This is a genomic window from Promicromonospora umidemergens, assembly GCF_024171995.1.
In the GTDB taxonomy this organism is placed as follows: Bacteria; Actinomycetota; Actinomycetes; order Actinomycetales; family Cellulomonadaceae; genus Promicromonospora; species Promicromonospora umidemergens.
The window spans coordinates 35,635-60,618 of record NZ_JAMTCT010000016.1; the positions used below are offsets into that span (position 1 = coordinate 35,635).

22 protein-coding genes and 1 tRNA gene are annotated in these 24,984 nt (G+C 70.1%); 12 read left to right on the forward strand and 11 right to left on the reverse strand.

The window, feature by feature from the left end:
- Window positions 1-6: 6 nt before the first annotated feature.
- The 3 genes from APR04_RS21325 to APR04_RS21335 form a co-directional block, all read right to left on the reverse strand.
- Window positions 7-300: a hypothetical protein gene (locus APR04_RS21325; protein WP_253874044.1), complete on the reverse strand. Its 294-nt coding sequence runs from the start codon at window positions 298-300 to the stop codon at window positions 7-9.
- Window positions 301-411: 111 nt separating this feature from the next.
- A complete protein-coding gene (locus tag APR04_RS21330; RefSeq protein ID WP_253874046.1) occupies window positions 412-1,626 on the reverse strand; it encodes an alpha/beta hydrolase in 1,215 nt (404 codons plus the stop codon).
- On the reverse strand, window positions 1,623-2,558 hold the full coding sequence (locus APR04_RS21335; RefSeq protein ID WP_253874047.1) for an NAD(P)H-binding protein: 936 nt from the start codon (window positions 2,556-2,558) through the stop codon (window positions 1,623-1,625). The genes APR04_RS21330 and APR04_RS21335 overlap by 4 nt, the downstream gene beginning before the upstream one ends.
- Window positions 2,559-3,030: 472 nt before the next feature.
- On the opposite strand from APR04_RS21335, the gene APR04_RS21340 reads away from it, so the two are divergent.
- Window positions 3,031-3,858 (forward strand): alpha/beta fold hydrolase, encoded by an 828-nt coding sequence (locus APR04_RS21340; RefSeq protein WP_253874049.1) that lies wholly within the window; start codon window positions 3,031-3,033, stop codon window positions 3,856-3,858.
- A gap of 16 nt (window positions 3,859-3,874) precedes the next feature.
- Here the strand turns inward: APR04_RS21340 and APR04_RS21345 are convergent, their stop codons facing one another.
- Window positions 3,875-4,723, reverse strand: a complete 849-nt coding sequence (locus APR04_RS21345; RefSeq protein WP_253874051.1) for a class I SAM-dependent methyltransferase — start codon at window positions 4,721-4,723, stop codon at window positions 3,875-3,877.
- A 72-nt stretch (window positions 4,724-4,795) separates the two neighbouring features.
- Between APR04_RS21345 and APR04_RS21350 the strand changes: the two genes are divergently transcribed.
- Window positions 4,796-6,025 carry an anhydro-N-acetylmuramic acid kinase gene (locus APR04_RS21350; protein WP_301312804.1) on the forward strand — a complete coding sequence of 410 codons (1,230 nt, stop codon included), beginning with the start codon at window positions 4,796-4,798 and terminating at the stop codon, window positions 6,023-6,025.
- Between the two features lie 192 nt (window positions 6,026-6,217).
- Window positions 6,218-9,031 carry a hypothetical protein gene (locus APR04_RS21355; RefSeq protein WP_253874055.1) on the forward strand — a complete coding sequence of 938 codons (2,814 nt, stop codon included), beginning with the start codon at window positions 6,218-6,220 and terminating at the stop codon, window positions 9,029-9,031.
- Window positions 9,032-9,203: 172 nt separating this feature from the next.
- Here APR04_RS21355 and APR04_RS21360 read toward each other — a convergent pair.
- A tRNA-Leu gene (locus APR04_RS21360) sits at window positions 9,204-9,287 on the reverse strand.
- Between the two features lie 238 nt (window positions 9,288-9,525).
- On the opposite strand from APR04_RS21360, the gene APR04_RS21365 reads away from it, so the two are divergent.
- The 7 genes from APR04_RS21365 to pknB are packed head-to-tail and all read left to right on the forward strand — an operon-like array spanning window position 9,526 to window position 19,217.
- Window positions 9,526-10,242, forward strand: a complete 717-nt coding sequence (locus tag APR04_RS21365) for an FHA domain-containing protein (protein ID WP_020017306.1) — start codon at window positions 9,526-9,528, stop codon at window positions 10,240-10,242.
- Between the two features lie 10 nt (window positions 10,243-10,252).
- Complete coding sequence (locus APR04_RS21370; RefSeq protein ID WP_253874057.1) at window positions 10,253-10,744, forward strand: FHA domain-containing protein FhaB/FipA; 492 nt, start codon at window positions 10,253-10,255, stop codon at window positions 10,742-10,744.
- A gap of 7 nt (window positions 10,745-10,751) precedes the next feature.
- The gene (locus tag APR04_RS21375; RefSeq protein WP_253874059.1) at window positions 10,752-12,287 is read left to right on the forward strand and encodes a PP2C family protein-serine/threonine phosphatase; all 1,536 of its coding nucleotides are present in this window, start codon (window positions 10,752-10,754) and stop codon (window positions 12,285-12,287) included.
- Window positions 12,284-13,765, forward strand: a complete 1,482-nt coding sequence (locus APR04_RS21380) for an FtsW/RodA/SpoVE family cell cycle protein (RefSeq protein ID WP_253874061.1) — start codon at window positions 12,284-12,286, stop codon at window positions 13,763-13,765. The genes APR04_RS21375 and APR04_RS21380 overlap by 4 nt, the downstream gene beginning before the upstream one ends.
- Complete coding sequence (locus tag APR04_RS21385) at window positions 13,762-15,297, forward strand: peptidoglycan D,D-transpeptidase FtsI family protein (protein ID WP_253874062.1); 1,536 nt, start codon at window positions 13,762-13,764, stop codon at window positions 15,295-15,297. Before APR04_RS21380 ends, APR04_RS21385 begins: the two co-directional genes overlap by 4 nt.
- Window positions 15,294-17,156, forward strand: a complete 1,863-nt coding sequence (locus APR04_RS21390) for a serine/threonine-protein kinase (RefSeq protein WP_253874064.1) — start codon at window positions 15,294-15,296, stop codon at window positions 17,154-17,156. The genes APR04_RS21385 and APR04_RS21390 overlap by 4 nt, the downstream gene beginning before the upstream one ends.
- On the forward strand, window positions 17,157-19,217 hold the full coding sequence (gene pknB / locus APR04_RS21395) for a Stk1 family PASTA domain-containing Ser/Thr kinase (protein WP_253874067.1): 2,061 nt from the start codon (window positions 17,157-17,159) through the stop codon (window positions 19,215-19,217).
- 56 nt (window positions 19,218-19,273) lie between these two features.
- On the opposite strand, the gene APR04_RS21400 is transcribed toward pknB, so the two are convergent.
- Genes APR04_RS21400 through APR04_RS21415 form a run of 4 tightly spaced genes read right to left on the reverse strand, consistent with a single transcriptional unit; the run spans window position 19,274 to window position 21,773 of the window.
- On the reverse strand, window positions 19,274-19,951 hold the full coding sequence (locus tag APR04_RS21400; protein ID WP_253874069.1) for an anthranilate synthase component II: 678 nt from the start codon (window positions 19,949-19,951) through the stop codon (window positions 19,274-19,276).
- A gap of 9 nt (window positions 19,952-19,960) precedes the next feature.
- Window positions 19,961-20,119: a hypothetical protein gene (locus tag APR04_RS21405; protein WP_253874071.1), complete on the reverse strand. Its 159-nt coding sequence runs from the start codon at window positions 20,117-20,119 to the stop codon at window positions 19,961-19,963.
- The gene (locus tag APR04_RS21410) at window positions 20,119-20,961 is read right to left on the reverse strand and encodes a class E sortase (protein ID WP_253874073.1); all 843 of its coding nucleotides are present in this window, start codon (window positions 20,959-20,961) and stop codon (window positions 20,119-20,121) included. Before APR04_RS21410 ends, APR04_RS21405 begins: the two co-directional genes overlap by 1 nt.
- Complete coding sequence (locus tag APR04_RS21415; protein ID WP_253874075.1) at window positions 20,958-21,773, reverse strand: DUF881 domain-containing protein; 816 nt, start codon at window positions 21,771-21,773, stop codon at window positions 20,958-20,960. The genes APR04_RS21410 and APR04_RS21415 overlap by 4 nt, the downstream gene beginning before the upstream one ends.
- Before the next feature lie 145 nt (window positions 21,774-21,918).
- Between APR04_RS21415 and APR04_RS21420 the strand changes: the two genes are divergently transcribed.
- Window positions 21,919-22,191, forward strand: coding sequence for a cell division protein CrgA (locus tag APR04_RS21420; protein ID WP_253874077.1), 273 nt, complete (start codon window positions 21,919-21,921; stop codon window positions 22,189-22,191).
- Between the two features lie 158 nt (window positions 22,192-22,349).
- On the opposite strand, the gene APR04_RS21425 is transcribed toward APR04_RS21420, so the two are convergent.
- The gene (locus tag APR04_RS21425) at window positions 22,350-23,231 is read right to left on the reverse strand and encodes a rhomboid family intramembrane serine protease (protein WP_253874079.1); all 882 of its coding nucleotides are present in this window, start codon (window positions 23,229-23,231) and stop codon (window positions 22,350-22,352) included.
- 83 nt (window positions 23,232-23,314) lie between these two features.
- Window positions 23,315-23,854 carry a peptidylprolyl isomerase gene (locus APR04_RS21430; RefSeq protein WP_253874081.1) on the reverse strand — a complete coding sequence of 180 codons (540 nt, stop codon included), beginning with the start codon at window positions 23,852-23,854 and terminating at the stop codon, window positions 23,315-23,317.
- 122 nt (window positions 23,855-23,976) lie between these two features.
- Here APR04_RS21430 and APR04_RS21435 point away from each other — a divergent pair, with 122 nt between their 5' ends.
- Window positions 23,977-24,978, forward strand: a complete 1,002-nt coding sequence (locus tag APR04_RS21435; RefSeq protein WP_253874083.1) for a hypothetical protein — start codon at window positions 23,977-23,979, stop codon at window positions 24,976-24,978.
- Window positions 24,979-24,984 lie beyond the last annotated feature (6 nt).

A 24,984-nucleotide genomic window follows, 5' to 3' on the forward strand; every position in this document is an offset into this window, starting at 1 on the left:
TCCGGGTCAGAACCCGTACGCGGTCACGATGACCACGGCGGTCATCAGCCAGTAGGGCACGGAACCGAGCGTGAACCCCAGTCCGGCTGCCACGGCCAGCCGGCCCCAGCTGGCACCGAACCCGCCGAACAGTGCTCCGGCAGCCATGGCGAGACAGCCCGCGATCGTCACCCCCTCGGCGGTTCCCTGCGAGATCAGCATCCCGAGGATGAACGCAGCGATCCCAGCGGCGGTCTCGCTGCGAGCGAGAAACGGCCCGCCCCGGCGCGCCCGGGGATGGGTCTCCTGGTGCGTTGTCATGGCACATCGCCCCTCGTGCCCGACGTCGGTGTGGGCACCTCTGCTCCAGGATCTCACCATGACCCCATCATCGCCAGATACCCCAGGACCGAGGAATCAGGCGGCTCGGCGCTACGCCTGGCCGAGCACGTAGCCGCGGAACCAGCGACCCGCCTCGCGCCACACGCGCTCGCGTGCGGGCTTCGCGGAGAGTGTCACGTCGTGCAGACCGCCGGCGATGCGCACCAGCGTGGTGAGGGAGCCGACGTCGGGCACCCGGCGGGCGATCCCGACCACGTCCAGCACCGAGTCGGTGCTCTTCATGTCCTCGCTCCACCGCGTCGGGATGGTGCTGCGCGTGCTGAGCAGCACCAGGACGGGCACCTCGATACCGAGACCGCGCGCCACCTGGTCCTGCCCGCGGAAGATCGCCGCGAGCCAGCCCGGCGTGGCGCGCCATCCGGCATCGGGTCGCCAGGCGACGTCGTAGTCCCACTCACCGTCGAACCGTGACGAGATGGAGCGCGCGTACAGACCACGGTCCAGGTTGACGAGCTGGCTGCGCGGCACGAGCGCCGACTGCACCCGGATGCCCGGCTCCATGATCTTGCGCACCGCCTCGCGGGGCTGGAACTCAAGCCACGGCGAGTTCAGCACGAGCCCCGCCACACGTTCCTGGTTGCGCGCCGTCCACAGGCTGACGACGAGACCGCCGGTGGAGTGGCCCATGAGCACGAGCTTGCGCTCGGGTGCTGCGTCGCGGCCGTGCCCCATGGCAGCGAGCGCGGCCTCGATCTCCTCGTCGTAGGTGGTGAGGCTGCGGACATATCCCGGGGTCTGGCCCTCGCGCAGGCTGCGACCGTAACGCCGCAGGTCCAGGGCGTGGAACCGCACTCCCAACGACTCCCAGAAGTCCGCGAGGTGGGTCTGGAAGAAGTAGTCGAGCCAGCCGTGCACGTACAGCAGGTCGATGCCGGGGTCGAGCGCGACGGTCCGCGGCTCGGTGTCCTCCGCCACGCCGTCCACCGGATCGGGGTGCCGGCGCGCCGCACCCCGCAGGTGCAGCCGCCGCCCCAGCTCCGACAGCTCGTCCCAGAGCCGCGCCACCTGCGGGTTCTCGGCGCCCACCCGGTGCAGGCCCCGGCGCGGCTCGTCGCCGTCGGGCTGACCCGCCGAGGGCTCGTCCGGCGCGATCTGTGCGCGCCGCACCAGGGTTGCCACGACCTCTGGCTCGTCCTCGTCAGGTTGCAGGGGCAGCGTCAGGCGTTCGAAGCCCGGCAGCACGTCGGGCTCCCACGCGAGCTCCGGCGTCGTTCCGTCGTCCAGACCCGGGGAGAGGCTCGTCATCTCACCGACGGTAACCGCAGGTGTGCCCACTCCGTCGGATAGTCGTCGAGCCACGCCTCGAGCGACCGCGCCCCCCGCCCCGCCAGCTGCCTCACGTCAGGGCTCACCCCGGTGAGCACGCCCGCCGCGATCGCCTGGCACTGCGTGATCCAGTCCTCGACCTCGGCGGCGGTCGACCGGTAGAACAGCGAGCGTGCCTGGTCGAGGGTCTGCGGTGCGTACCGGATGGTCCGGCCCGTGGCCGTCGACAGCGCCGCGGCCACCTCGTCGAGACTCAGCGCCTCCGGGCCGGTCAGGTGGTAGATCCGGCTTGCGTGGCGGTTCGGGTCCTCGTCCAGGAGGACCGCGGTGGCGACGTCGGCCACGTCGTCGTGCGCCACGGAGGCGACCCGACCGTCTCCCGCCGGCGCGCGAAGCACCATGCCCGGCAAGGACCTGCGCGACTCGTCGTAGACCGCGAAGGTCAGGGTGCGGTGGAACATCGTGATCCGGAGCATCGTCCACGTCAGGTCGGTCCCCCGCAGGTACTCCTCGGTGAGCCAGTCGTCGCGGGCGGCGGACGCCACGGCGTCGGGCCCCGCGCCCACCGACGACACGTAGACCACGTGCCGCACGCCGGCGAGCACCGCCGCGTCGATGACCGCGCGATGCTTGGCCAGCCGTCCGGGGCGCTCCTTGCCCGGAACCAGGAACACGGCGTAGGCGCCGGCGAACGCCCTGGTCAGAGTCCTGGCACCCGGTTCGGCCTGGACGGCGACGATCTCCGTCTCCGGCAGCGACGCGCCGTCGGGCAGCCGGGGTACCACGCCCTGGCCGGTGACCAGCAGGCGCTGGCGACCGCCCGCCGCTGCCACGCGGAAGGCGAGCCTGGATCCCAGGCGACCGTCAGCCCCGGTGAGGACGACCAGCCGGCCGGGCGACGCGGAGGTCATCCCCACACCGTAATCGGCAGACCGTCACTGAGCCGGGCGTGGTGGGGTGAAACGTCCTCCGGCACGTGCCCGAGGACACACCGAGCTCCGCCCGGAGGCGCGGGAAAGCCCGCGGGGCGACTTGTGTCAGCCGTGCTGGACGAGGGCACGGCACCCGCGGGCTCCGGTGGTCGCGAGAATCTCGCCACCTTGTCCCGTTGCGCCTGGCAGATCAGGAAGGCCCCGTGCTGAGCCACCCGACCGGCGTCGGCGCGAAACGCTTGCGCGTCACGCGACTAGCGCGCGACCACCTCATGGGTCCGATGTGAAATCACTGCGTCGGATCACCTCCTTTTCTCATGTGCCCACGAACTTACGCCTCGAGTCGACGGGCGCCCAGGTTTTTTCCTCGCGGCGAAATCAGGCGCAAGGTCGATAGCCTCGAGCACCTGTCGGAGCGACGACTTTTGGGGCGCCGACCCGTCTGCCCTGCATGACGACCATCACCGTCGACTCCTTCACGACGTCGGCAGACGGCACGCGGATCGCGTACGACCTGACCGGACCGACCCCCGGTCTGGCGCCCGCGATAGTGGTGGTCGACGGCGTGCTCGCCCACCGCCTGCCCGTCACGCTCGCCGTGGCGTGCGCACTGGGCGACCGGGCGACGACGCTGCGCTACGACCGGCGCGGCCGCGGCTCCAGCGGCGACACTTCCCCGTACAGCGTGGACCGGGAGATCGACGACATCGCCGCCCTGCTGGAGGTCACGGGTCCGGCTGCCCTGCTCGGTATCTCCTCCGGCGCGTTCCTCGCGCTGCGTGCGGCAGCCGACCTCGGGGCCGACGTCACGGGCGTGCTCTGCTACGAGCCGACGTACGACGTCGCGAGCGGCGAGCCGCCCACCGATCCCCGGATGATCGCCGGGGTCGAGATCTGCGTCGAGGTGGGCGACCCCGGCAGCGCCGTCGAGCTGTTCCTCGACGTGGTCGGCATGCCGTGCGGGCTCCTGCCGCGCATGCGGGAGTCGTCCTCGTGGGCCGGCCTCGAGGCGATCGCCCCGACCATCGCCTACGACGGCCGGATACTCGCCGGTGTCACCCTGGGCCGCCGCGCCCTGATGGGCCTGTGGCACCAGATCGGCCAGCCGGTGGTCGTGGTCGACGGTACGGCGAGCACCGTATCCGTCACGCGTGCCGCGGAGTCGCTGGCGGCGGTGCTGCCGGCGGCACGTCGTGTGACCCTGCCCGGGCACGGGACGGACGTGCCACCGGCGGCGATGGCGGAGGTGGTGGCGGACCTGCTCGGCGTCGGTCGGTGAGCTTGTCACCGTGCGGTCAGAACGGGCGGCGCGCCGTGACCAGGATGCGCGGCGCCTCGTCGACGAGCTCGTTGCCCGTCGCGAAGTGCATGTGCAGCGCGCGCAGCCCTGCCTCGTGCCGAGCGACGGCGGCCGGGCTGAGGTCGGCGAGGCCGGGCACCTGCCACGCCGCCATCCGGAGGTACCAGAGCACGGAGGACAGGTCCTTGAACGTGCGCGTGCCTGCGTACTCGGTGGCGTTCACGATCTCGAGACCGGAGGCGACGAGGCCGTCGGAGACGACGTCGACCGTGACGGCGTCCGGGTCCCAGCCGAGCGGCACGCCGAGGGCCCGGTTGAGGACGATGCCGTCGCGCGTGTCGACCTGTTCGGTGAGGAAGGTCCCGCCCGGCTCCAGGACGCGGCCCACCTCGTTGGGTTCGATGGTGCTGAACCGGCTGAGCACGACGCTGTACTGACCGTCGAAGAACGGCAGCAGCACATCGCCCGTCCAGGACGGCTCGGCGCGGCGCACGTCGACGCCGAGCGGCTCCAGGCGACGTCGGGCGGCGAGGAAGGCCGGCCCCGTCTCCGTGGCGGCCGAACCCTTCGGGAGCGGGCCGAGGCCCGCGAAGAAGTCACCGTTACCGGTGCCGATGTCGAGCACGGCGCCACGGGAGCTGGATACGATCTCGCGGGCGAGAACGGGGTAGTCCCAGCCCGGGGCGTCGATCGTGAGACGGTCGTCCACGGGGGCGTCGGTGAGCCCGCCGGTGAAGAGCGCCGCGGGTGTCAGAGGAGTAGCAGGGGCGTTGCGCGCCCATTCGATGTGGTCCTCGAACGGCGCGTCCGGCGCCGGAGCTGGGGCGATCGAGACGTCGAGCATGGTGGAGATTGTGGCGCAAAGTGCGGCCAAGGGGGTAACACTGGCTCAAACACGACCGGAGGAGTCGGTCCGATGGGGAAACCGATACCCAGAAACCAGCCATCACCTGCGCATATATCACCTCCGCTGCGGGTGGTCGGGCTCATGTCCGGCACGTCCCACGACGCCGTCGACGCCGCAGCGTGCGAGCTTCGGCTCGTGGGCGACACGCTGACGCTGACGCCGCTCGGACACCTCTCCGCCCCCTACCCGCCGGCCCTGCGGTCCGCGCTCGTGACAGCGCTGCCCCCGGCCGGCGCCACGCTGGAGACCGTGTGCCGCCTCGACACGGGGATCGGGCAGGCCTTCGCCGACGTCGCCGCGCGAGCGGTCGCAGAGCTCTGCGCCGGACGCGCAGACCTGGTCGTGTCGCACGGGCAGACCGTCTTCCACTGGGCGCCGCCCGACGGCGGGGTCGTGCTCGGCACCCTGCAGCTCGGCGAGCCCGCGTGGATCGCGGAGGCCACCGGTCTGCCGGTCGTCTCGGGCCTCCGCACCCGCGACGTCGCTGCGGGCGGCCAGGGCGCTCCCCTGGTGAGCCTGTTCGACGCGCTGTGGCTGGCCGGCCGGCCCGGCACCGCCGTCGCCCTCAATCTCGGCGGCATCGCGAACGTGACGGTGCTGGGGGAAGAGACGACCCCGCTCGCCTTCGACACCGGTCCGGCCTGCGCCCTGCTGGACGCCGCGACGCACCACGTCACGAACGGCCGCCTCACCTTCGACGCCGACGGCGCTCTCGCCGCCCGCGGACAGGTGCTCCCCGAGCTACTCGCACGCCTGCTCGACGAGCCCTACTACGCGCGGCCGGCGCCGAAGTCGACGGGCAAGGAGCTGTTCCACCTCGACTACCTGCTGGCTCGACTCGGCCGCACGCCGCCGACGCCGGAGGACCTGCTCGCCACCCTCGTCGCGCTCACCGCCCGCACCGTGGCGGACGCCGTCCGGCACACCGCCACCGAGGTCGTCGCCTCGGGCGGCGGCACCCGCAACCCGGTTCTCCTGGCGGCGCTCCGGGCAGAGCTGCCCGGCGTCAGCGTCCACACGTCCGACGCGCTGGGCGTGCCGGGCCAGGCCAAGGAGGCGCTGGCTTTCGCCGTGCTGGGCTGGCACACCTGGTACGGGCTGCCCGGTGTGCTGCCGGGCGCTACCGGTGCGCGACTTCCGAGCGTGCTGGGCTCGGTGACGCCGGGCGCGGACGGCCGCTTCCCGCCGGGCCGGGCCACCGCCGTCGGGCAGCCGAGGCGGCTGGAGATCTGGCCATAGGCCTGAGCCGTCGGAGCTCGCCCGCGCCACTGGACGGACGATGGCGTGCGCGGTGCTGATGGGCGACACTTCGCCCGGGTGATTACGAGTATTACGTCATGATTTCGACGGGAATGCGGGCATGCCGTCGATAGAGTCGCGCGACCTGTCGTCCGCGCATGGATCATGCGCCTCATTCTGCTGGAGCGTTCGATGCCGACCCCAGTACTTCGGCGGTACCTTCCCTCGGCCCGGCGGGCCTGTGCTTCTCTGATCGCGTCCGGGCTGGTGCTCGGCCTCGCGACGACCACTGCCGGTGCCGCGCCTGCCCGTGCCGAAAGTCCACCGGCAGGCCTTCCTGCCGCGGTGGTCCCGACGGCCACCGAGTCCCTTGACCCCGCCTTCGTGCAGGAGGGCATGCCGAGCGGGCACGGCGGGCAGGTGGTTGCGTGGGGCGACCGTGCGGGAGCCTACGACCCCGCGAGCAGCCAGCGTGTGCCGGCCGCGTTCCCCGACGGTGTGCACGCAACCGCCATCTCTACCGACGGGTCAGACCTTCTGATCCTCCGCAGCGACGGGCGAGTCGTCGACCCCTCACTGGCCGACCCACAGGCGGCTGTGCCGCCGGACGGCATGACCTACGTCGCGGTCGCTGCCATGTCTAACCGCGGCGGGCGGTTGCTACGGTCGGACGGTGCCGTCGTGTCGCAGGACGGACAGCACGTCATGGAACCGCCGGACGGGACCACGTACACCGCGATCGCCGGCCTGTACGTCCTGCGCTCCGACGGCGTTCTGGAGGCCCCCGCGGGCGACCCAGCCACCTGCACGGATGCGCTCGTTCCCGGACCGGGTCTTAGCTACACGGCCATCTCGGCGCGCGGAAGCATGTACAGGTGGGCGGCGCTCCGGAGCGACGGCGCCTACGTGTACTGCGAGGGGCGCGGCGCCGAGGAGGCAGCGAAGGTGATCAGGCCACCGTCGGGGACACGCTTCATCGGTATCGACATGGGCCGGAGCGACGTCCTTGCCGCCACGGCCGACGGCAGGGTGCTCTCCTCGGCGAGCGGCCGGCTGGCCGCTGCCCCACCGAGTCGGTCGATCATCTCGCTCACCGCGATGGAGGACGGCCAGGGCGCAGCAGCCCTCGACGACGGCACGATCATGAGCTGGGGCATGGACTCGGAGAACTCCGCGCTACCGGGAGTACCTGCTGACCGTGCCGCCTTCTCAGCGGTCGGAGGAGACACCGGACACGGGATCCACTGGGCGATCATGATCGGGGACGCCATCCCGGTCGAGGTCGTGGTGGACAACGACGCCCCGCAGGACCGCGTGCCGCGCGTGACGGATACGGTGAGGTTCGACGTGACGGCCACCCTGGCAGACGGCACGCCCGCGGATGGCACGGTCACGCTGAACGTCCAGGCCCCGGACGGGCGGACGAGCGAGGTCGCCGCTGCCGGCGCCTTCGGCGGGACCGGAGAAGCGGTGTTCGCGCTACCCGACCACGAGCAGGTCGGCACCTACGATGTCGACGTCACGTTCCTCGGTTCCCCGTACGTGACCACTGCCGTGCGCACCAGCCTCGACCTCGCAGAGCCCAGCCCGGTCGTCATCACCGCGTCAGGCCCGACGAGCTGGCCGGCGACCTCGGAAGACACGTTGTGCTTCGATCTGGCGACAGAGGACGGGTCACCTCGGTGGTCGCCGCACGACGACGTCGCGATCACCGTCGACGGCCACCCGGAGCACGACTACGCGACCAGCGGTGTCGATCGCGTGTGTCTGGACAGTCTCCAGCTCCGCCAGGGCTCCTACACGGTCCACGTCCGATATGAGGGCTGGGGTGCTGCGGACGCCGCATCACTGACGGCGGACGTCGTGGTGCTGCGGCCTTGGTCGACAGACATCTGGAGCGACCTGCCGACGTCGTGGCGCTACGGACAGATGCCCGATTCGATCCGGACCGCAGTGTCCTCCATCGGTCCCGAGTCCTCCACCGGTCCCGTCCCGGTCGGAACCGTCGACATCGAGCATGAGAACGGGACGCCGTTCGGGTCCAGCATGGTTCTCGGCGAGACCGGTCATGCCGATATCGGGATCAGCCACGAGGAGGAGCTGGTTCCCGGCGAGTACCCGATGATGATGAGGTACCGAGGCGGCTACGGCTTCTTCCCCACCCGCCTGAGGCGAACGGTCTGGGTCCTCCCGGCCGTTTTCACCGCGACGCCGGATCCGACGATCACCGGGACGGCGAAGGTCGGCTCGAAGCTGACCGCGGATCCGGGTACCTGGTCGCCGGTCCCCACGAAGCTCTGGTACGCGTGGTACGCCGACCGCAAGGTCGTCACCGGTGCGACGACGAGGACGTTCACCGTTCCGGCGTCCGCGGCGGGCAAGACGATCACGGTGCGGGTCGGGGCCTTCAAAGAGCACTACAGGCGGAGCTCGTCGTCGAGCGCGCCCACGGCAGTAGTCGCCCGCGGGACCTTCACGGCACCGCGGCCGACCATCACGGGCACGGCGAAGGTCGGCAGGACGCTGACGGTGAACCGTGGGGCGTGGTCGCCCGTGCCGTCGTCGGTGAAGTACGTGTGGAAGGCGAACGGAACGACGATCGCGACCCGGACGAGCAACAAGTTCGTGGTGCCTCCCTCCGCCTGGAACAAGCGGCTGACGGTCACGGTCACGGGGTCGCGAGCCGGGTACACGACGAAGTCGGTGGCGAAGGAGGCAACCGCGAAGGTCGCAGCCGGGACGTTCACAGCGCAGCGGCCGACGATCACGGGGACGACGCGGGTCGGCTCGACGTTGACGGTCGGCCGTGGCACGTGGTCGCCCACGCCGTCGTCGGTCACGTACTTGTGGAGGGCGGACGGCGTGCTTCTCGATCTGCGGACGAGCAACCGGTTCGTCATCCCGTCGCAGGCTCGGGGCAAGCGGCTGACGGTCACGGTCGTCGGCTCCCGCACCGGCTACACGACCAAGTCGGTGGCGAGCTACCGGACGGCCGCGATCCGCTGACCTGCGGGTCCTGACTGCCAAGAATCTCCCGCCCGGAGCGATCCGGGCGGGAGACTCAGCCGATTCATGGCGAGCCGGCTGGGGAGAAGTGCTCATGTCAGACGCCCGGGACGGCCCGGGTCCGGGCATGACGAAGGCCCCGACTCGATGAGTCGGGGCCTTCTTCACAACGTGCGCGAGGGGGGAGTTGAACCCCCACGCCCTTTCGGGCACACGGACCTGAACCGTGCGCGTCTGCCTATTCCGCCACTCGCGCGCTGCTGGATGAGGCTAGCACGGCACAGAGGGACACTCCGAATCCAATAACCGTGAAGTGGTTCACGTCCCGCCGCAGGTCCGGTAGCGTGCGGATCCGCCCACACCTCTCTTCACCGCGCCACCTGAGGGAAGATCGGAGAAGATCCGCAGGACATCCACAGTATTGGAGTCTGCGGGGACCTACCGGTCTATACGATCTAGGTAGTCTGCCCGGCGCAGACCCGGAAGGAGGTGGCATGGGCGCCCTGGACCGCTTCGAGAAGAGCGTGGAGCGCATGATGAACAACGCGTTCGCCAAGGTGGGACGTGGCGAGGTGAAGCCGGTCGAACTGGCGAGCAGGCTGCGACGCGAGCTCGACGACCGTGCCGCGGTCGTCGGACGCGACCGTACTGTCGCGCCGAACGAGTTCACCATCGAGCTCGCTCCGGACGACTTCGCGCAGATCGAGGCGTGGGGTGCACAGACCCTCGCCGACGAGCTCGCGTCCAACATCACGGCGTACGCCGCGACGCAGCACTATGCGTTCGTCGGCCCCGTGAGCGTGACGTTCGACGAGCAGTACGAGCTGGTACCCGGCCGCTTCACGGTGCGATCACGCAGCGTGCAGGGAAGCGTCGCCCCGGCGACGTCCGGCGCGCCGACCGGCCGGCACCCGCTCATCGACATCGATGGCCAGCGGTACCTGCTCACCGGCCCCGTGACCGTCATCGGTCGCGACGCCGAGGCGGACATCGTGGTGGACGACCCGGGCGTGTCCCGGCGCCACCTGGAGATCCGCGTGACGCCGGACGGCGTCGTGGCGACCGACATGGGCTCGACGAACGGCCTGTACGTGGAGGGTCACCAGGTTCCGGCCGCGACCCTGCTCGATGGCAACACGATGACCATCGGCCGTACCCGCATCATGTTCTGGACCGGTAGCGCATCCGGTGCAGACAACGAGGACTGGTGAAAATCCCGACATGAGCGAGCTGACGTTCACCCTGCTTCGGCTGGGCTACCTCGTGCTGCTGTGGGTGTTCGTGCTCTCCGCCGTCGCCGTGCTCCGGCGCGACCTGGCCGGACCACGCACGCCCAGCAGCCGACGGCGCCGACCGGAGCTCGCGGGTCCGGCCCCGGCGCCGACCCCCGGTGGCGGCGCGCCCCGCGCTCCCCAGCGCGGCGGCCCCTCGCGACTCGTCGTGGTGGCGGGCCCGCTCACGGGGACCACCATCCCGCTCACGTCGTCCGGCGTACTGATCGGACGTGCGCCGAGCTGCACCCTCGTGCTCGACGACGACTACTCGTCGTCGCGCCACGCACGGATCTTCCCCCAGGGCGGCCAGTGGTTCGTGGAGGACCTCGGCTCCACGAACGGCACCTACATCGGCGAGGAGCGCGTGCAGGGGATCATCCCGCTCGCTCCGGGTGTGGGCGTGCAGATCGGACAGTCCGTCGTCGAGCTCCAGGGATGACCATCACGTGACCGTGACCTTGCGGTATGCCGCGCGTTCCGACGTCGGCCTCGTCCGCTCCAACAATCAGGACTCCGCCTACGCGGGGCCCAACCTCCTCGTCGTGGCCGACGGGATGGGCGGGCACGCCGGCGGCGACGTCGCGTCCGCGCTGACGATCGCTGCCCTGGTGGCTCTTGACCGCCCTGACCACAGCTCCGACCAGTCGATGTCCCAGCTGGAACGCTCGATCGACCGCGCGAGGCAGGACCTCGTCGACGCGACGACGGCCGACCCGGACCTGGCGGGCATGGGCACCACGGTCACGGCGCTGCTGAAGTCCGGCAACACGCTGGCCATGGCCCACCTGGGCGACTCGCGCGCGTACCTGCTGCGCGACGGCACCCTCGCGCAGGTCACCGTGGACCACACCTTCGTCCAGCACCTGGTCGACACCGGCCGCATCACGCCCGACGAGGCGGAGAGCCATCCGCAGCGCAACGTCGTCATGCGGGTCCTCGGCGACTTCGACCTGGACCTCACGCCCGACCTGTCGATCCGCGAGGCCGTGCCCGGCGACCGCTGGATGCTCTGTTCCGACGGTCTGTCCGGGTTCGTGCCCGACGACGAGATCGCCGGGGTCCTCGTCTCGATCACCACCCCGCAGGACGCCGTCGAGCGACTCGTCTCGATGTCCATGCGTGCGGGCAGCACCGACAACATCACCGTCGTCGTGGCCGACGTCCTCGACGAGGCGGCCGCTGCCACGACCGCCGCCACGGTCACCCCGGAGATCGTCGGCTCGGCCGCGCTCGCCGGCGTGACCGCTGGGGGCGGCGACCAGGCCTCGCCCACCTCCCTGCCGGGCTCCGACATCGATGGCGACACCGTGACCGGCTTCACCAGGTCCACGGTGCCAGGGGGCAGCCAGCCCGCCACCGCGCCCATCGCGGTGAGCGTCCTGCCCGACGCCGTGGCGCAGGACGGGCTCGCCGACACGCTGGAGCAGGCGATGCTCGCGGGCGGGTCCGAGGAGGAGCAGTACCAGCCGGACATCCAGCCCGACGACGACCTGGACGGAGAGGCCGACGACGAGGAGACCCCGCCGAAGAAGCGCGTCTGGCTGACCGTGCTCGGTGCACTGCTGCTCGTCGTGGGCCTCGTGCTGGCGGGCTGGGCCGGCTTTCGCTGGACGCAGACCCAGTACTACGTCGGCGAGTCGGACGGCCAGGTCGCCGTGTTCCGCGGCATCCCGGCGACGGCGGGCCCCCTGACCTTCTCGACCCCGGTCGAGCTCACCGGCACGCGTGTCGACGAGCTGCCCGACTTCGTCGCCAACCGCGTGAACGAGAGCATCCGAGCCACGTCGCTCGAGGACGCCCGGGGGCGGGCCGACCGCCTCATCGAGGACGCGACCGAGGAGCCCGAGCCGACGCCGTCGCCCACTTCTGCTCCCACGTCGACTCCGACTTCCACTCCCACCACGAGTGACGAGCCCAACGGTGGCTCTTCGCCGAAGTCCGAGAGGACTTCGAACGACTCCGGTCAGGAGAAGAACGGATGAGCGCGCTCCGGCCCGAGGAGAACGCCCCGTCCCGCGTGGCGGAAGCCGTCCTGATCGTCGTAGCGCTCGCGCTCGGCATGGGCGGCATGTGGATGGTCGGCTACTCGCTCGAGGACAGCCTGCCCGAGGGGTTCTGGACCTACTCGATAGTGCTCGCCGCGCTGGCCTTCACCGCGCACATCGTGCTGCGGCTGCGCGCGCCCTACGCCGACCAGGTGATCCTGCCTTCGGTGGTCCTGCTGAACAGCGTGAGCATGGCGACGATCCTGCGGCAGGACCTCGTCGACATCGACGGCGCCAACGCGTCGCGCCACCTCATGTGGACGGCGCTGGGGATCGTCGTAGCCTGCGTGGTCCTCTTTGTCATCAAGGACCACCGCAGCCTGCGTCGCCTGACGTACACGGCGATGATCGTCGGCATCGTGCTGGTGATCCTCCCGCTGGTCCCCGGCCTCGGCCGCGAGATCAACGGCGCGCAGATCTGGATCTTCATCGGTCCCTTCTCGGCGCAGCCGGCCGAGTTCGCCAAGATCGCGTTCGCCGTGTTCTTCGCGGGCTACCTCGTCGCCAACCGCGACACCCTGGCACTGGCCGGCAAGAAGTTCATGGGACTGCAGCTCCCGCGCCTGCGCGACCTCGGCCCGATCCTCATCGTCTGGGCCGTGTCCCTCGCGGTCCTCATCGGCGAGAAGGACCTCGGTACGTCGCTCCTGTTCTTCGGCCTGTTCGTCGGCATGCTCTACCTCGCCACCGACCGGGTCGGCTGGATAGTCATCGGTCTCGTGATGTTCGCCGGGGGCGCCGTCGCGGCGTGGTCGATCTTCACCCACGTGCAGCTGCGGGTGAACATCTGGCTGGACGCGCTCAATCCCGACCTCATGGACGGCCCGTCGTACCAGCTGGTCCAGGGCCTGTTCGCCATGTCCTACGGCGGCATGTTCGGCGCAGGCTGGGGCGAGGGCTACCCGCAGTACGTGCCGTTCGCCTTCTCCGACTTCATCTACGCCTCCCTCGGCGAGGAGCTCGGCCTCACCGGGCTGCTCGCGATCCTGCTGATCTACCTGGTGATCGTGCAGCGGGGCCTGCGGCACGCGGTCGGCGTGCGGGACGGCTTCGGCAAGCTGCTCGCCGGCGGTCTCGCGTTCGTCATGGCCCTGCAGCTCTTCGTGGTGGTCGGCGGGATCACCCGCGTCATCCCGCTCACCGGTCTGACCCTGCCGTTCATGGCCCAGGGCGGATCGTCCCTGCTCGCGAACTGGATAGTCATCGCACTCATGCTGCGCATCTCCGATGCCGCCCGACGGCCCTCGGCCCTGCCGACCCGTGGCGCCCTGGCCGACCCGGCACCCGCCGCGGTGGGCGGCGGCGCCATCGAGGTAGGGGGCGGAAGCCCTGTCCAGGCGGAGACCGAGGCCGGTGCCGGCGGTGGCACGATGCCTGAGGACTCCACGCAGATCATCCGGGGGGTGGACCGGTGAACGCGACCCTCCGCCGCCTGTCGACGGTCGTGCTGGTCATGTTCCTGGCCCTCATGGTGTCCACGAGCTGGATCCAGTTCGTGGCCGCGGGCGAGCTGAACGACCACCCGAGGAACGTGCGCGGGATCTACAGCGCCCTCGCACGGGACCGCGGCCCCATCGTGGTGAGCGGCGGTGAGGCGGTCGCCACCTCCGTGCCGGTGGACGACAACTTCAAGTACCAGCGCACGTACTCCGAGGGTGACGCCGGCGCTGCCAGCGTCTACGCGCCCGTCACCGGCTACTTCGCCATCAACGGCACGGTCACCGGCATGGAGCGGTACGCGAACAGCTACCTCGCGGGCGAGGACGACTCGCTGTGGCTCGACCGCCTGCAGAACCTCATCACCGGTGAGGAGGCGCAGGGCTCCTCGGTCGAGCTCACCATCGACCCCAAGGTGCAGAAGGCCGCCTGGGACGCGCTGGGTGACAACATCGGCGCTGCCGTGGCCCTCGACCCGAAGACCGGAGCCATCCTGGCAATGGTCTCCAAGCCGTCGTACGACCCGAACGCGCTCGCCGTGCACGACGCGGCCGAGGTCACGGCGACCTCTACGGCGTTGATCAACGACAAGCCGCAGGTCAACTCCATCGACGGCGAGGAGCGGTTCAGCCCGTACGGGCCCACCATCAACCGCGCGATCAACGCCACCTACCCGCCCGGGTCGACGTTCAAGCTGCTCACCACGGCTGCCGCCATCGAGTACAACGGGATCACTCCGGACACCTCGATCCCGGCGGAGGACGTCTACCAGCTTCCCGGTACGACCGGCGAGGGTGGCATGGTGCAGAACTACGGCGGCACGAGCTGCGACCCGAGCGGTTCGATGCTGCTCAAGGATGCCCTGCGGATCTCCTGCAACACCGCCTTCCTCGCCCTGGCCAACGAGGTCGGCAAGGACGGCATGCAGCAGATGTTCCAGGACTTCGGCTTCACCGAGTCGATCGACATCCCGATGTCGACCTCTGTCGGCGCCTACCCGGGCCTGTCCGACACCGCCACGGACGACTCGGCCGCCCGCATCGCCCTCTCCGGCATGGGCCAGGGTGACCTGCGCATGACGCCGCTCCAGGTCGCCATGCTGTCGGCCGCCATCGCGAACGACGGCGACCTCATGGAGCCTTACCTCATCCAGAGCGTGCGGGACAGCGACCTCGAGCTCGTCAGCCAGACCAAGCCGAACCGCTACAAGAGCCCGTTCTCGTCGTCCACGGCTGACGCGCTCACCGAGATGATGGTCACCGTCGTCAACGACGGCTCCGGAACCGGCGCGCAGATCTCGGGTGTCGAGGTGGCGGGCAAGACCGGCACCGCCGAGGACGACCCGCGGTCGCCCACGCTGTGGTTCACGTCGTTCGCACCGGCCGACGACCCGGAGGTCGCCGTCGCCGTCGTGCTGGAGAACGAGGGCCAGTCCACCGACGAGTCCACGGGCGGCGCCCTCGCCAGCCCGATCGCCGCGCAGATCATGCAGGCGGCGATCTCGAAATGAGGCCGGTCGAGGGTCTGTCGCTCGGTGAGCGCTACACGCTGGTGCGGCGCATCGCCATGGGCGGTATGGGCGAGGTCTGGGTAGCGCGCGACGAGAAGCTCGCGCGCGAGATCGCCGTGAAGGTGCTCCGCGAGGAGTACACGGGCAACGAGGACTTTCTTCGTCGCCTGCGCACGGAAGCCCGGAACTCGTCGACCCTCGTTCATCCCAACATCGCGCAGATGTTCGACTACGGCGAGGAGCGCGGAGCCGGCTACCTCGTCATGGAGCTGGTGCTGGGCGAGCCGCTCGCGGACCTGCTCGAACGGGAGCCGGTGCTCCCGCCGGCCCGGCTCCTCCCGATCCTGGCACAGACGGCCCGCGGCCTGCACGCCGCTCATCTCGCCGGGGTCGTGCACCGCGACGTGAAACCGGGCAACATCCTGCTGGAGCACTCCGGCACCGTGAAGATCACCGACTTCGGTGTCTCGGTGGCGCAGAACCAGGTGCCCATGACTGCCACCGGCATGGTCATGGGCACCGCGCAGTACCTGTCACCCGAGCAGGCGGTCGGCCAGTCGGCCACCGGAGCGTCCGACATCTATGCGCTCGGCGTCGTCGCCTACGAGGCCACGGCCGGTCGCCGACCGTTCACGGGCAGGACGCCGGTCGACATCGCGATCGCCCACGTCAACGCACCGGTGCCCCTGCTGCCGACGTCGGTCCACCCGGGCCTTGCCGAGACCATCACGAAGATGCTGGAGAAGGACCCGGCGCAACGCATCACCTCGGCGGACCAGCTCGCGCGGCATCTCGACGTGCTCGCCGCGGAGATCGCGGAAGACCCGTTCGGCAGCTCGCGCTTCGCGCGCCGTACCCGCCGCGACGGCCAGCCGGCCGGCCCGCAACGGCCCAGCAACGGCCGGAGCGGCGCCGCGGTGCAGCCCGGGCCGTCCCACGCGCGCCGACAGGCACCGTTCGGTCAGAACAGCGGCGGGCGACACACCACGGTCGCGAACGCGCAGTCCGCGCCGCCCAGCCCCGACCAGGGCACACCGTCCGGTGGTCATGACTCCAGCACGCCTGCGGGCGGCTACGGATCGGGCACTCCCGCGGGCGGCTACGGCTCCGGCACGCCTGCCGGCGGCTACGGCTCCGGGCCCTACGGCTCCGGGCCTTACGGCTCGGGCGCGCACGGCTCCGACTCTGCCGGGTACGGCACGACGTCGGGCAGCTATGGAACGGACGCCTACGGGCGTCCGTACTCGCCTGTGCCGGGCACGCCGAACGGTGGCCCGGCGCCATCAGGACCGTACGGTACGGACTCGTCGGGATACGGCACGGACTCCTCCGGGTACGGCTCGGACTCGTCGGGGTACGGCACCACGTCGGGCACGTACGGCACCGACGCCTACGGCCGTCCCCACGGTTCTGGGTACGTCCCGCCGCCGTCGGGCAGCGGAGCGAGCAACGGCGCGTCGAACGGCACGAGGTCCTACCCGTCACGCCGTGAGGTGCACTCGACACGCCAGGACGGGCGAAGGGTCCCCCAGCAAGGGCGGTCCGGGGGGCACCCTGGGAAGAGACGGAACTTGTCGTCCGACATACAACGTTGGGTGGGTGGGATCGAGGACCGAATCGGCGTCCGCGTGTCCTGGCCGCTCGTCGCACTGGTCGCGTTGCTGCTTGCGGTGCTCATCATCACGCTGGTCACCGGAAACGGCGACAACAGCGCTCTGCGGGAGCCGTGGGGTTCCTCCGAAATCTACGCCGAAACGCTGAATCCCCCGGCAGCGGCCGCGCTCGCCGCTTCTGGGATGATGCTTTTCAACGAGCCGTATGCCCTGAGGCAGACGGCCATGACATCAAAGGACGTATGAGTGGTGGAGAACACGCCCCGCGTACTCGCCGGCCGTTATGAGGTCGGCGAGCTTGTCGGCCGTGGCGGCATGGCCGAGGTACACATCGGCCACGACACCCGTCTCGGTCGTACGGTGGCGATCAAGGTGCTGCGTTCGGACCTCGCTCGCGACCCGTCCTTCCTGGTGCGGTTCCGACGCGAGGCCCAGTCCGCCGCCGCGCTGAACCACCCTGCGGTCGTCGCCGTGTACGACACGGGGGAGGACATCCACCAGAACGCCGCCGGCGAAGACGTGCACGTGCCGTTCATCGTCATGGAGTACGTGGAGGGCCACACGGTCCGCGACATCCTGATCGACGGCGCCGCCGTGCCCATCGAGGAGGCCGTCGAGATCACCGTCGGCGTGCTGAGCGCGCTGGAGTACTCGCATCACGCGGGCATCGTGCACCGCGACATCAAGCCCGCCAACGTCATGATCACGCCCACGGGTGCGGTCAAGGTGATGGACTTCGGCATCGCGCGCGCCATGGCGGACTCCGCCGCGACGATGACGCAGACGAACGCCGTGATCGGCACCGCGCAGTACCTCTCCCCTGAGCAGGCCCGTGGCGAGCAGGTGGACACCCGCTCCGACCTGTACTCGACGGGCTGCATGCTGTTCGAGCTGCTCACGGGCCGCCCGCCGTTCCAGGGCGACTCGCCGGTGGCGGTCGCCTACCAGCACGTCGGCCAGGAGCCGCAGCGCCCGTCGGAGGTCGCTACCGACGTCCCCGACGTGCTGGACCGCATCACGCTCATGGCGCTGACGAAGGACCGCGAGCAGCGGTACAGCACGGCGGCCGAGTTCCGGCGCGACCTGGAGGCCGCGATGCGCGGCGGCCAGATCAGTGCGCCGATGGTGGGCGCCATGATGGGCGCCACGCAGGTCTCCGGCCAGCCCGCTTACGGCGCCACACAGGTCATGTCGCCGACCCAGGCGAACTGGGGTCCGGCGACGGCGCAGCAGAGCCCGGTCACGCCCGGCGGGGGATACCCCGGCCAGCCCACCCGCGCCAACCAGCAGGAGCCCGAGAAGAAGAGCAAGGCCCTCATGTGGTGGCTGCTCGGCATCGCCCTGGCGGCGGTCGCGGCCATCGCCATCGCGATGGCGATGGAGAACGCGGGCGACCAGGAGCCGACGACCGTGCCGGTGCCCACGATCGCGGAGGGCCTGACCGCTGAGGATGCCCGCGCCCAGATCGAGGCGGCCGGGCTGACGTACGAGCAGGCCATCGACGAGGAGTCGGACCTCGAGGAGGGGAGGACCACCGGGGAGACCGATCCGGCGGCCGAGTCGGAGGTCTCCGCGAGCTCGACGGTCACCGTCTTCGTGGCAGGCGCTCCTGGCCAGGTGACGATTCCCGACGTGAGCGGGATGTCAGAGAGCGACGCCCGGAGCCGGCTCGAGGAGGACAACCTCACGGTCGCCGGCACCGAGTCGGAGAACAGCCCGGACGTCGCAGAGGGCACCGTGACCAAGAGCGAGCCCACTGCCGGGCAGACTGTGCAGGAGGGCGCTGAGGTCTCCCTGTATCTCTCGACCGGCCAGGTCACCGTTCCCGACCTCGCAGGCGAGTCGCGAGAGACCGCCGAGCAGAAGCTCCAGGAGATCGGCCTGAGCTACGAGTTCAAGAACCAGCCGAGCGAGGAGATCGACGAGGGACTGGTGGTGGGCACCGACCCCACCGGGGACGTCGACCAGCGGTCCTTCGTCACCGTTTTCCTCGCCACCGCACCAGAGCCCAAAGAGACGCAGGTCCCCAACGATCTCTACGGCCAGATGTATGAGGAAGCGCAGGTCGCGTGTACCGGCGTGAAGATCACCTGCGTCGAGGCGTCCCGAGAGCCGTCCGCTGTCTTCCCGGAGCCGGGACAGGTGATCCGGTCCGACCCGGGTCCCGGTTCCACGGTCGAGGAGGGCGCGACCATCAACCTGGTGCTCTCGTCCGGTCCCCCCGAAGGCGAAGGCGAAGGTAACGGCAACGGCAACGGTGAGGGAGAAGGCGGGGACGAGGGCGAGGGCGAGCCCATCTTCCCGTAGGCCGTCTGCGCTGACCGGGAGACCCGGTCAGCGCAGGACGGGCATGGCGTCGTTGGTCACGAGGTGACCAGCGGCGCCATTCCCTTTGCCCGCTCCACGGCTCCGTCGAGCCCGCACGTCTCCAGCCAGTTCGCGAGCAACCGGTGCCCACCCTCGGTGAGGACGGACTCCGGGTGGAACTGGACGCCGTGCAGCGGCAGCTCACGGTGCTGCAGCCCCATGACGATGCCCGACTCCGTCACGCACGTCACCGCGAGCTCCGCAGGCACGCTGTCCGGCGTCACCGCGAGCGAGTGGTACCGCGTGGCGGTGAACGGCGTCGGCAGGCCGGCGAGCACGGTCGGCCGGTCGAGGCCGCCGTCCTGCGCGAGCACCTGGCTCGTCTTGCCGTGCATGAGCTCGGGCGCGTGGGTCACCTTGCCGCCGTACACCTCGGCCAGGGCCTGGTGTCCCAGGCAGACGCCGAGCATCGGGGTCCGGGACCGGGCACAGGCGCGGATCACGTCCTCGGAGGCGCCCGCCTCCGTCGGGGTTCCCGGACCGGGCGACACGAGCACGCCGTCGTAAGGCACGGGGGAACCGTCGCCGCCGTCGTACCAGTAGCGACCGTCAGCGTCGGGGGAGGGCACGGCGTCGTTCCGGACCACTACGGTCCGGGCGCCGATCTGGTCGAGGTAGCCGACGATCGTATAGACGAACGAGTCGTAGTTGTCGACGACAAGGATGCGCGTCATGCAGGAATGCTACGCGCCGACCGTCGTCTCGTTGAACGGCATGTAGTCGCTGAGCCACGGAAAGAACTCGGTGAAGCACACCGCGACCGCGCCGAACACGAGCACGAGGCAGACCAGGAACTTGAACCAGCCCGGCCCGGGGATGGCCCGCCAGATCAGCGCATACATCAGCCCATCAGCTCCTTCGGCTTTCCTTCGCCCACCGGCGACCAGTACTCGAGCTCGCCGTGCACGATGTACCGCTCGGTCGCGGAGAACATCGGGTGGCAGGAGGTCAGCGTGATGAACCGTTTGGTCGGCTCTGGCATGGGCTGATCGCTGGTCACCCCGGGCACCGGCGCGATCACCTCGACGTTCTGCGGGTAGACGATCTTCGACTCGGTGACCTTGTAGACGTACCAGGTGTCCTTGGTACGGACCACCAGGGCGTCGCCGTCCTTGAGCTCCGCGATCTGGTTGAACGGCTTGCCGTACGTGGTGCGGTGCGCGGCGAGGGCGAAGTTGCCGAGGGCACCCGGCATCGCCGTGTCGACGTAGTGCCCGATCCCGATGGTGTCGAGCACCGTCGCCTTGTCCGTACCCTCCGCGACCGGCTTGATGTAGTCGTCGCCGAACCGCGGGACGTACATCTGCGCGAAGAGGCCCCCGGCCTCCAGCGGCTCCTCCATCACCGGCGGTGGCCCGTGGTTCTCGGTGGCGGCCGCCGGCGCCTGCGCCTGCGGAGCCGACTCCCAGTCCATCTCGGCGATGATCTCGCTCTGGGCACGCGCGCCCTCGACGTCGGTCCACCAGAGCTGCCACACGACGAAGAGCCCGAGCACCAGGCCCGCAGTGACCAGGAGCTCACCCAGCACACCGATCAGCCAGGCGACAGGCCGCATGGGTGCCGCCGATCCGCGCGACGGACGCCGCGCGTTGCGCGGACCCATGCCGGACGGACCGCGCTGATACGCGATGGGGAAGACCTCCTGTGACAGCGGCACGTTATGGCCGGCCTGCGCGTGGGTCATCCAAAGACCTCCGTACCGTCGGGAACCGTCGCATACTGCAGGCCGCCGCCGTCGTACGCGGGGAGATCCAGGTGGTCACTGCGTTGCACATCCCAGCCCAGATGTACCCAGTCGACGTACTCGAGATACATCTGCACACCCTCGGAGCTCATCAGCGCGGACTCCATCTTGGCCGGGTCTCCGACTACCGTCACCTCGTAGGGCGGTGAGAACACCTTGCCGTGCAGCAGCAGGATGTTGCCGGAGCAGCGAAAGGCCGACGTCGAGGTCACGCGCTCACCCTGCAGCGTCATCGCCTCGGCTCCGCCCGCCCACAGGGCGTTGATGACGTGCTGCAGATCCTGCTGGTGCACCACGAGATCGTCGGGCTGCGGTTCCACACCGCCCGGCCCTGCGCCGACCGCCGTCGGCGGCGCGTCATCGAGCGTCACCGTCAGCCCCTTACCTGTCACCGGCGCGGATCCGGACACCACACCTTCGCGTTCCACCAGGTCTCCGTCCTGCGCGGGCACAGTGATCCCGGCCCGCGCACTGAGCGTCTCGACCTCACGGTCGAGCTCGCTGGTGCGTTCGGTGAGCTCGGTGACCCGTCCGGTCTCGGTGTCCACCAGCTGCGCGAGGTCCTGTGGGTCGCGGGTGTCGGCGCCGCCGCCGTCGGCCAGCCGCGCACTCGCGCTGAACATGAGGCCGGCCAGCACGGCCACCGCGCCCACACTGAGCCAGGAGCGCCACCGCGCGTGCGTCCAGGCACGGCTGAAACTTGTCGCACCACCAACGGCAGACCGCGCCGGGGTCGGCTCTGCTCCGGTCACCGCGTCCCTCCTGCAACATTCGACAAACCCGCGGACGCGTCTGGTCACGCCTGCGGCCTGTGGACCACTACGCTAGTCCACGAGCAAGCAGACGTCGGCTCGGCACACCCGTCGGGCAGACCACACCAGGACAGGAGCCCGCCTCGTGCCCGAGTCGAAGTCCCGTAACAAGAAGAAGGCCACGGCCAAGGCTGAGAAGTCCGAGGCCAAGGTCGGCCTGCCCGGAGCAGCGACCAACCCGCGTTGGCTCGCCCCGGTCATGCTGGGCCTGATGATTCTCGGCCTCGTCTGGATCGTGACGTTCTACCTGACGAGTTCCGACCTCGGCCTGCCGGTCCCGCAGCTGGGTCAGTGGAACCTCGCGGTCGGCTTCGGCCTGATCATCGTCGGTTTCGGTCTCACGACCCGCTGGAAGTGACGGTGCCGCGGCCGCACTGAGGCGGCCGCGGCAGTGTGTCCCCATTTATCCACAGCTGTGGGTAAAGCTGGGGAAAAGAGAGTGCTGATACATCGCCAGGTCTCCAGATCGGCGCGGTTCCGCCGTTCGGGCAGGTCCGCCGCGGTGGCATCGCTTGTTCACAGCATGCCCAGCGAGCTGTAGCGCAGTACCGCCAGGCCCGTCAGAAGCGCGATGCCGACGACCGGAACCACCCAGGCGACGGCGGCCCGGCGTTCCTTCGGCGCGTACGCGTACGCCGCGGCGACCAGGGCTCCGGTGACGAGCCCGCCCAGGTGCGCCTGCCACGAGATGTTCGGCACGAAGAATCCGATCGCACCGTTGATCGCGAGCAGGACGAGCACCTGGCCCATGCTTCGGCCCAGCCGCCGCATCACGGGAAGCATCGCCCCGAACAGGCCGAAGACCATCCCGGATGCGCCGACCACCGGCGTCACCCAGGCGGCCGACGTGAGCGGGTCGCCCGCGAGGAGCAGCACCGCGACCGATCCGCCGACGGCCGAGAGCAGGCAGAGGACACCGAAGCGCAGCCGGCCGAGCAACGGCTCGAGGAACTGCCCGGTTATCCACAAGGCGTACATGTTGAACAAGATGTGCAGCGGTGACGTGGAGTGCAGGAACGAGGCGGTGAGGAAGCGCCACGGCTCGATCAGCCCGCCCCAGGGCCAGAACCACAGCGCCTCCGTCCACGCACCCGACGTCACCAGCTGCAACAACCAGCTCACGGCACAGATGCCGATGATCGTGAGCGTGACGACAGGACGACCGTTGACCGTGGCGCTGTCGGCAGAGCCGCCGAACACGGTCCGGACCCGGGGTGCCGCCCGCTTCGACTCCCGGACGCAGTCGACGCACTGCACGCCGACGGCCGCCGGCCGTTGGCACTCGGGACACGCCGGTCTGCCACAGCGCTGACAGCGCACATAGGCCACCCGGTCCGGGTGGCGCGGGCAGACGGGAGCCGCGGCCTCGGTCGGCTCGTCGGCGGCCGGGTCGTTCATCGCGATACGTCCTCAGTCCCCTCGGTCCTCAGTACTCACCGGTCGTGCTGGTCGAGCCGGAGCAGCGCGGCTACCGCCGTGCCTCAGGGCTCGATGGTGACGGACGTGATCGTGATGTCTTCGACGGGGCGGTCGCCAGGACGCGTACGCGTCGTGCCGACCTCGTCGACGATCAGACGCGACGCGTCGTCAGCCACCTTGCCGAAGATGGTGTGCTTGCCGTTCAGCCATGGGGTCTCTGCGGTGGTGAGGAAGAACTGCGACCCGTTGGTCCCCTCGGTCTCGCCGGTCACCGGGTTGCGGCGCTTGCCGGCGTTGGCCATCGCGAGGATGTACTTCTCGTTGAACTGGAGCTCCGGGTGGATCTCGTCGTTGAACGTGTACCCCGGCCCGCCGGTTCCCGTCCCGAGCGGGCAGCCGCCCTGGATCATGAAGTCCTCGATGACGCGGTGGAAGATGAGGCCGTCGTAGAACGGGTCCTTGCGCTCCTCACCCGTCCGCGGGTCCGTCCAGGCCTTCTCGCCGGTCGCGAGTCCGACGAAGTTCTCGACAGTCTTGGGCGCGTGGTTCGGGAAGAGCTCGATTCGGATGTCACCAGAGGTGGTGTGCAGGATTGCGAACATGTATCAATCCTCCCACGGAGCGGCCCGCTGGCGCTGCATCATCTTCGCCGCCCTCGCCAGCAGCCGCAGGCGGTGGCAGAGTGGCACCTTGAGGAGTATCTGAACAGTTCGGGGGGAGCTTTATGACCCGCAAGAAGGTGACCGACTACGTCGACACCAGCAAGATCGACTCCGAGAAGGTCCGGGAGAGGGCCGCGGAGGCTTCAGCCCTGCTGTCCGACGTCAGCTCCAGGGCCGCGGTACAGGCCGAGGCCCTTGCCGCACAGGCGCGGGGCCAGGCTTCGAGCGCCAAGGAATGGGCCCAGCCCCGAGTCAGCGACTTTATCGCCTGGCTGACGCCGCGCGCAGAGAAGGCCTGGCAGGACAGCCTTCAGGCTGCCGCGCCCCAGGTCGAGAGGGTCGCTGGGAAGGCAGGACCGCTCATCGACTCCGCACACGACAAGCTCGTGGACGACCTGCTTCCGAAGATGGTCGCCACGTTCAACGATGCCGCGTCCAACGCCGCGTCGGCGCAGGGCAAGGCAGCACTCGCCGAGTCCGTCACCGCCGCGGCGGACAGGGCGAACGAGAAGGGCTCCAAGAAGGGCTGGCTGGTCGCTCTGGCCGCCGGCGGTGCCGCGGTCGCCGGCTACGTGTTCTGGAAGCGTGCGCAGCCACAGACCGACCCCTGGGCAGAACCCTGGGAGCAGGGCACGGGGGCTGACTACACGGACGGCACCGCGCGGCACGCGTCCGGCGTCGGCTCAGCGGCCGGCTCCGCCGTCGCCAAGGGCAAGGAGGCGGGGGCCAAGGCCGCACAGACGGCCAAGGACCTCGGCGTCCGGGCGTACTCGGCAGCGAGCCCCGCGTTCGAGGCCGCCAAGGAGAAGGCTGCTCCGGTCTTCGACGCTGCGTGGTCTTCGGCCCAGAAGGCAAGCTCCGCCATGTCCGACGCCACCCAGAAGGGGCGCGACGGCGTCCACGACCCCATCGTGCCGACACCGGAGGCGGCCGGCAGCGGTACCACTGCGGCGCCGCCGGCACCGGAGAGCGCCGTCCTCGGCGAGCCGGTCCCTGAGCCGGTGGTCGACAAGACTCCGCCCGCGCAGCCCAAGCCGGCGGGGGAGAGCAAGCAGGAGGGCTGACCTCCG

Coding starts and splice junctions, on each gene's coding strand:
- APR04_RS21325 (WP_253874044.1), bottom strand. CDS start 300: ATGACAACGCACCAGGAGACCCATCCCCGGGCGCGCCGGGGCGGGCCG.
- APR04_RS21330 (WP_253874046.1), bottom strand. CDS start 1,626: ATGACGAGCCTCTCCCCGGGTCTGGACGACGGAACGACGCCGGAGCTC.
- APR04_RS21335 (WP_253874047.1), bottom strand. CDS start 2,558: ATGACCTCCGCGTCGCCCGGCCGGCTGGTCGTCCTCACCGGGGCTGAC.
- APR04_RS21340 (WP_253874049.1), top strand. CDS start 3,031: ATGACGACCATCACCGTCGACTCCTTCACGACGTCGGCAGACGGCACG.
- APR04_RS21345 (WP_253874051.1), bottom strand. CDS start 4,723: ATGCTCGACGTCTCGATCGCCCCAGCTCCGGCGCCGGACGCGCCGTTC.
- APR04_RS21350 (WP_301312804.1), top strand. CDS start 4,796: ATGGGGAAACCGATACCCAGAAACCAGCCATCACCTGCGCATATATCA.
- APR04_RS21355 (WP_253874055.1), top strand. CDS start 6,218: ATGCCGACCCCAGTACTTCGGCGGTACCTTCCCTCGGCCCGGCGGGCC.
- APR04_RS21365 (WP_020017306.1), top strand. CDS start 9,526: ATGGGCGCCCTGGACCGCTTCGAGAAGAGCGTGGAGCGCATGATGAAC.
- APR04_RS21370 (WP_253874057.1), top strand. CDS start 10,253: ATGAGCGAGCTGACGTTCACCCTGCTTCGGCTGGGCTACCTCGTGCTG.
- APR04_RS21380 (WP_253874061.1), top strand. CDS start 12,284: ATGAGCGCGCTCCGGCCCGAGGAGAACGCCCCGTCCCGCGTGGCGGAA.
- APR04_RS21390 (WP_253874064.1), top strand. CDS start 15,294: ATGAGGCCGGTCGAGGGTCTGTCGCTCGGTGAGCGCTACACGCTGGTG.
- APR04_RS21400 (WP_253874069.1), bottom strand. CDS start 19,951: ATGACGCGCATCCTTGTCGTCGACAACTACGACTCGTTCGTCTATACG.
- APR04_RS21405 (WP_253874071.1), bottom strand. CDS start 20,119: ATGTATGCGCTGATCTGGCGGGCCATCCCCGGGCCGGGCTGGTTCAAG.
- APR04_RS21410 (WP_253874073.1), bottom strand. CDS start 20,961: ATGACCCACGCGCAGGCCGGCCATAACGTGCCGCTGTCACAGGAGGTC.
- APR04_RS21425 (WP_253874079.1), bottom strand. CDS start 23,231: ATGAACGACCCGGCCGCCGACGAGCCGACCGAGGCCGCGGCTCCCGTC.
- APR04_RS21430 (WP_253874081.1), bottom strand. CDS start 23,854: ATGTTCGCAATCCTGCACACCACCTCTGGTGACATCCGAATCGAGCTC.
- APR04_RS21435 (WP_253874083.1), top strand. CDS start 23,977: ATGACCCGCAAGAAGGTGACCGACTACGTCGACACCAGCAAGATCGAC.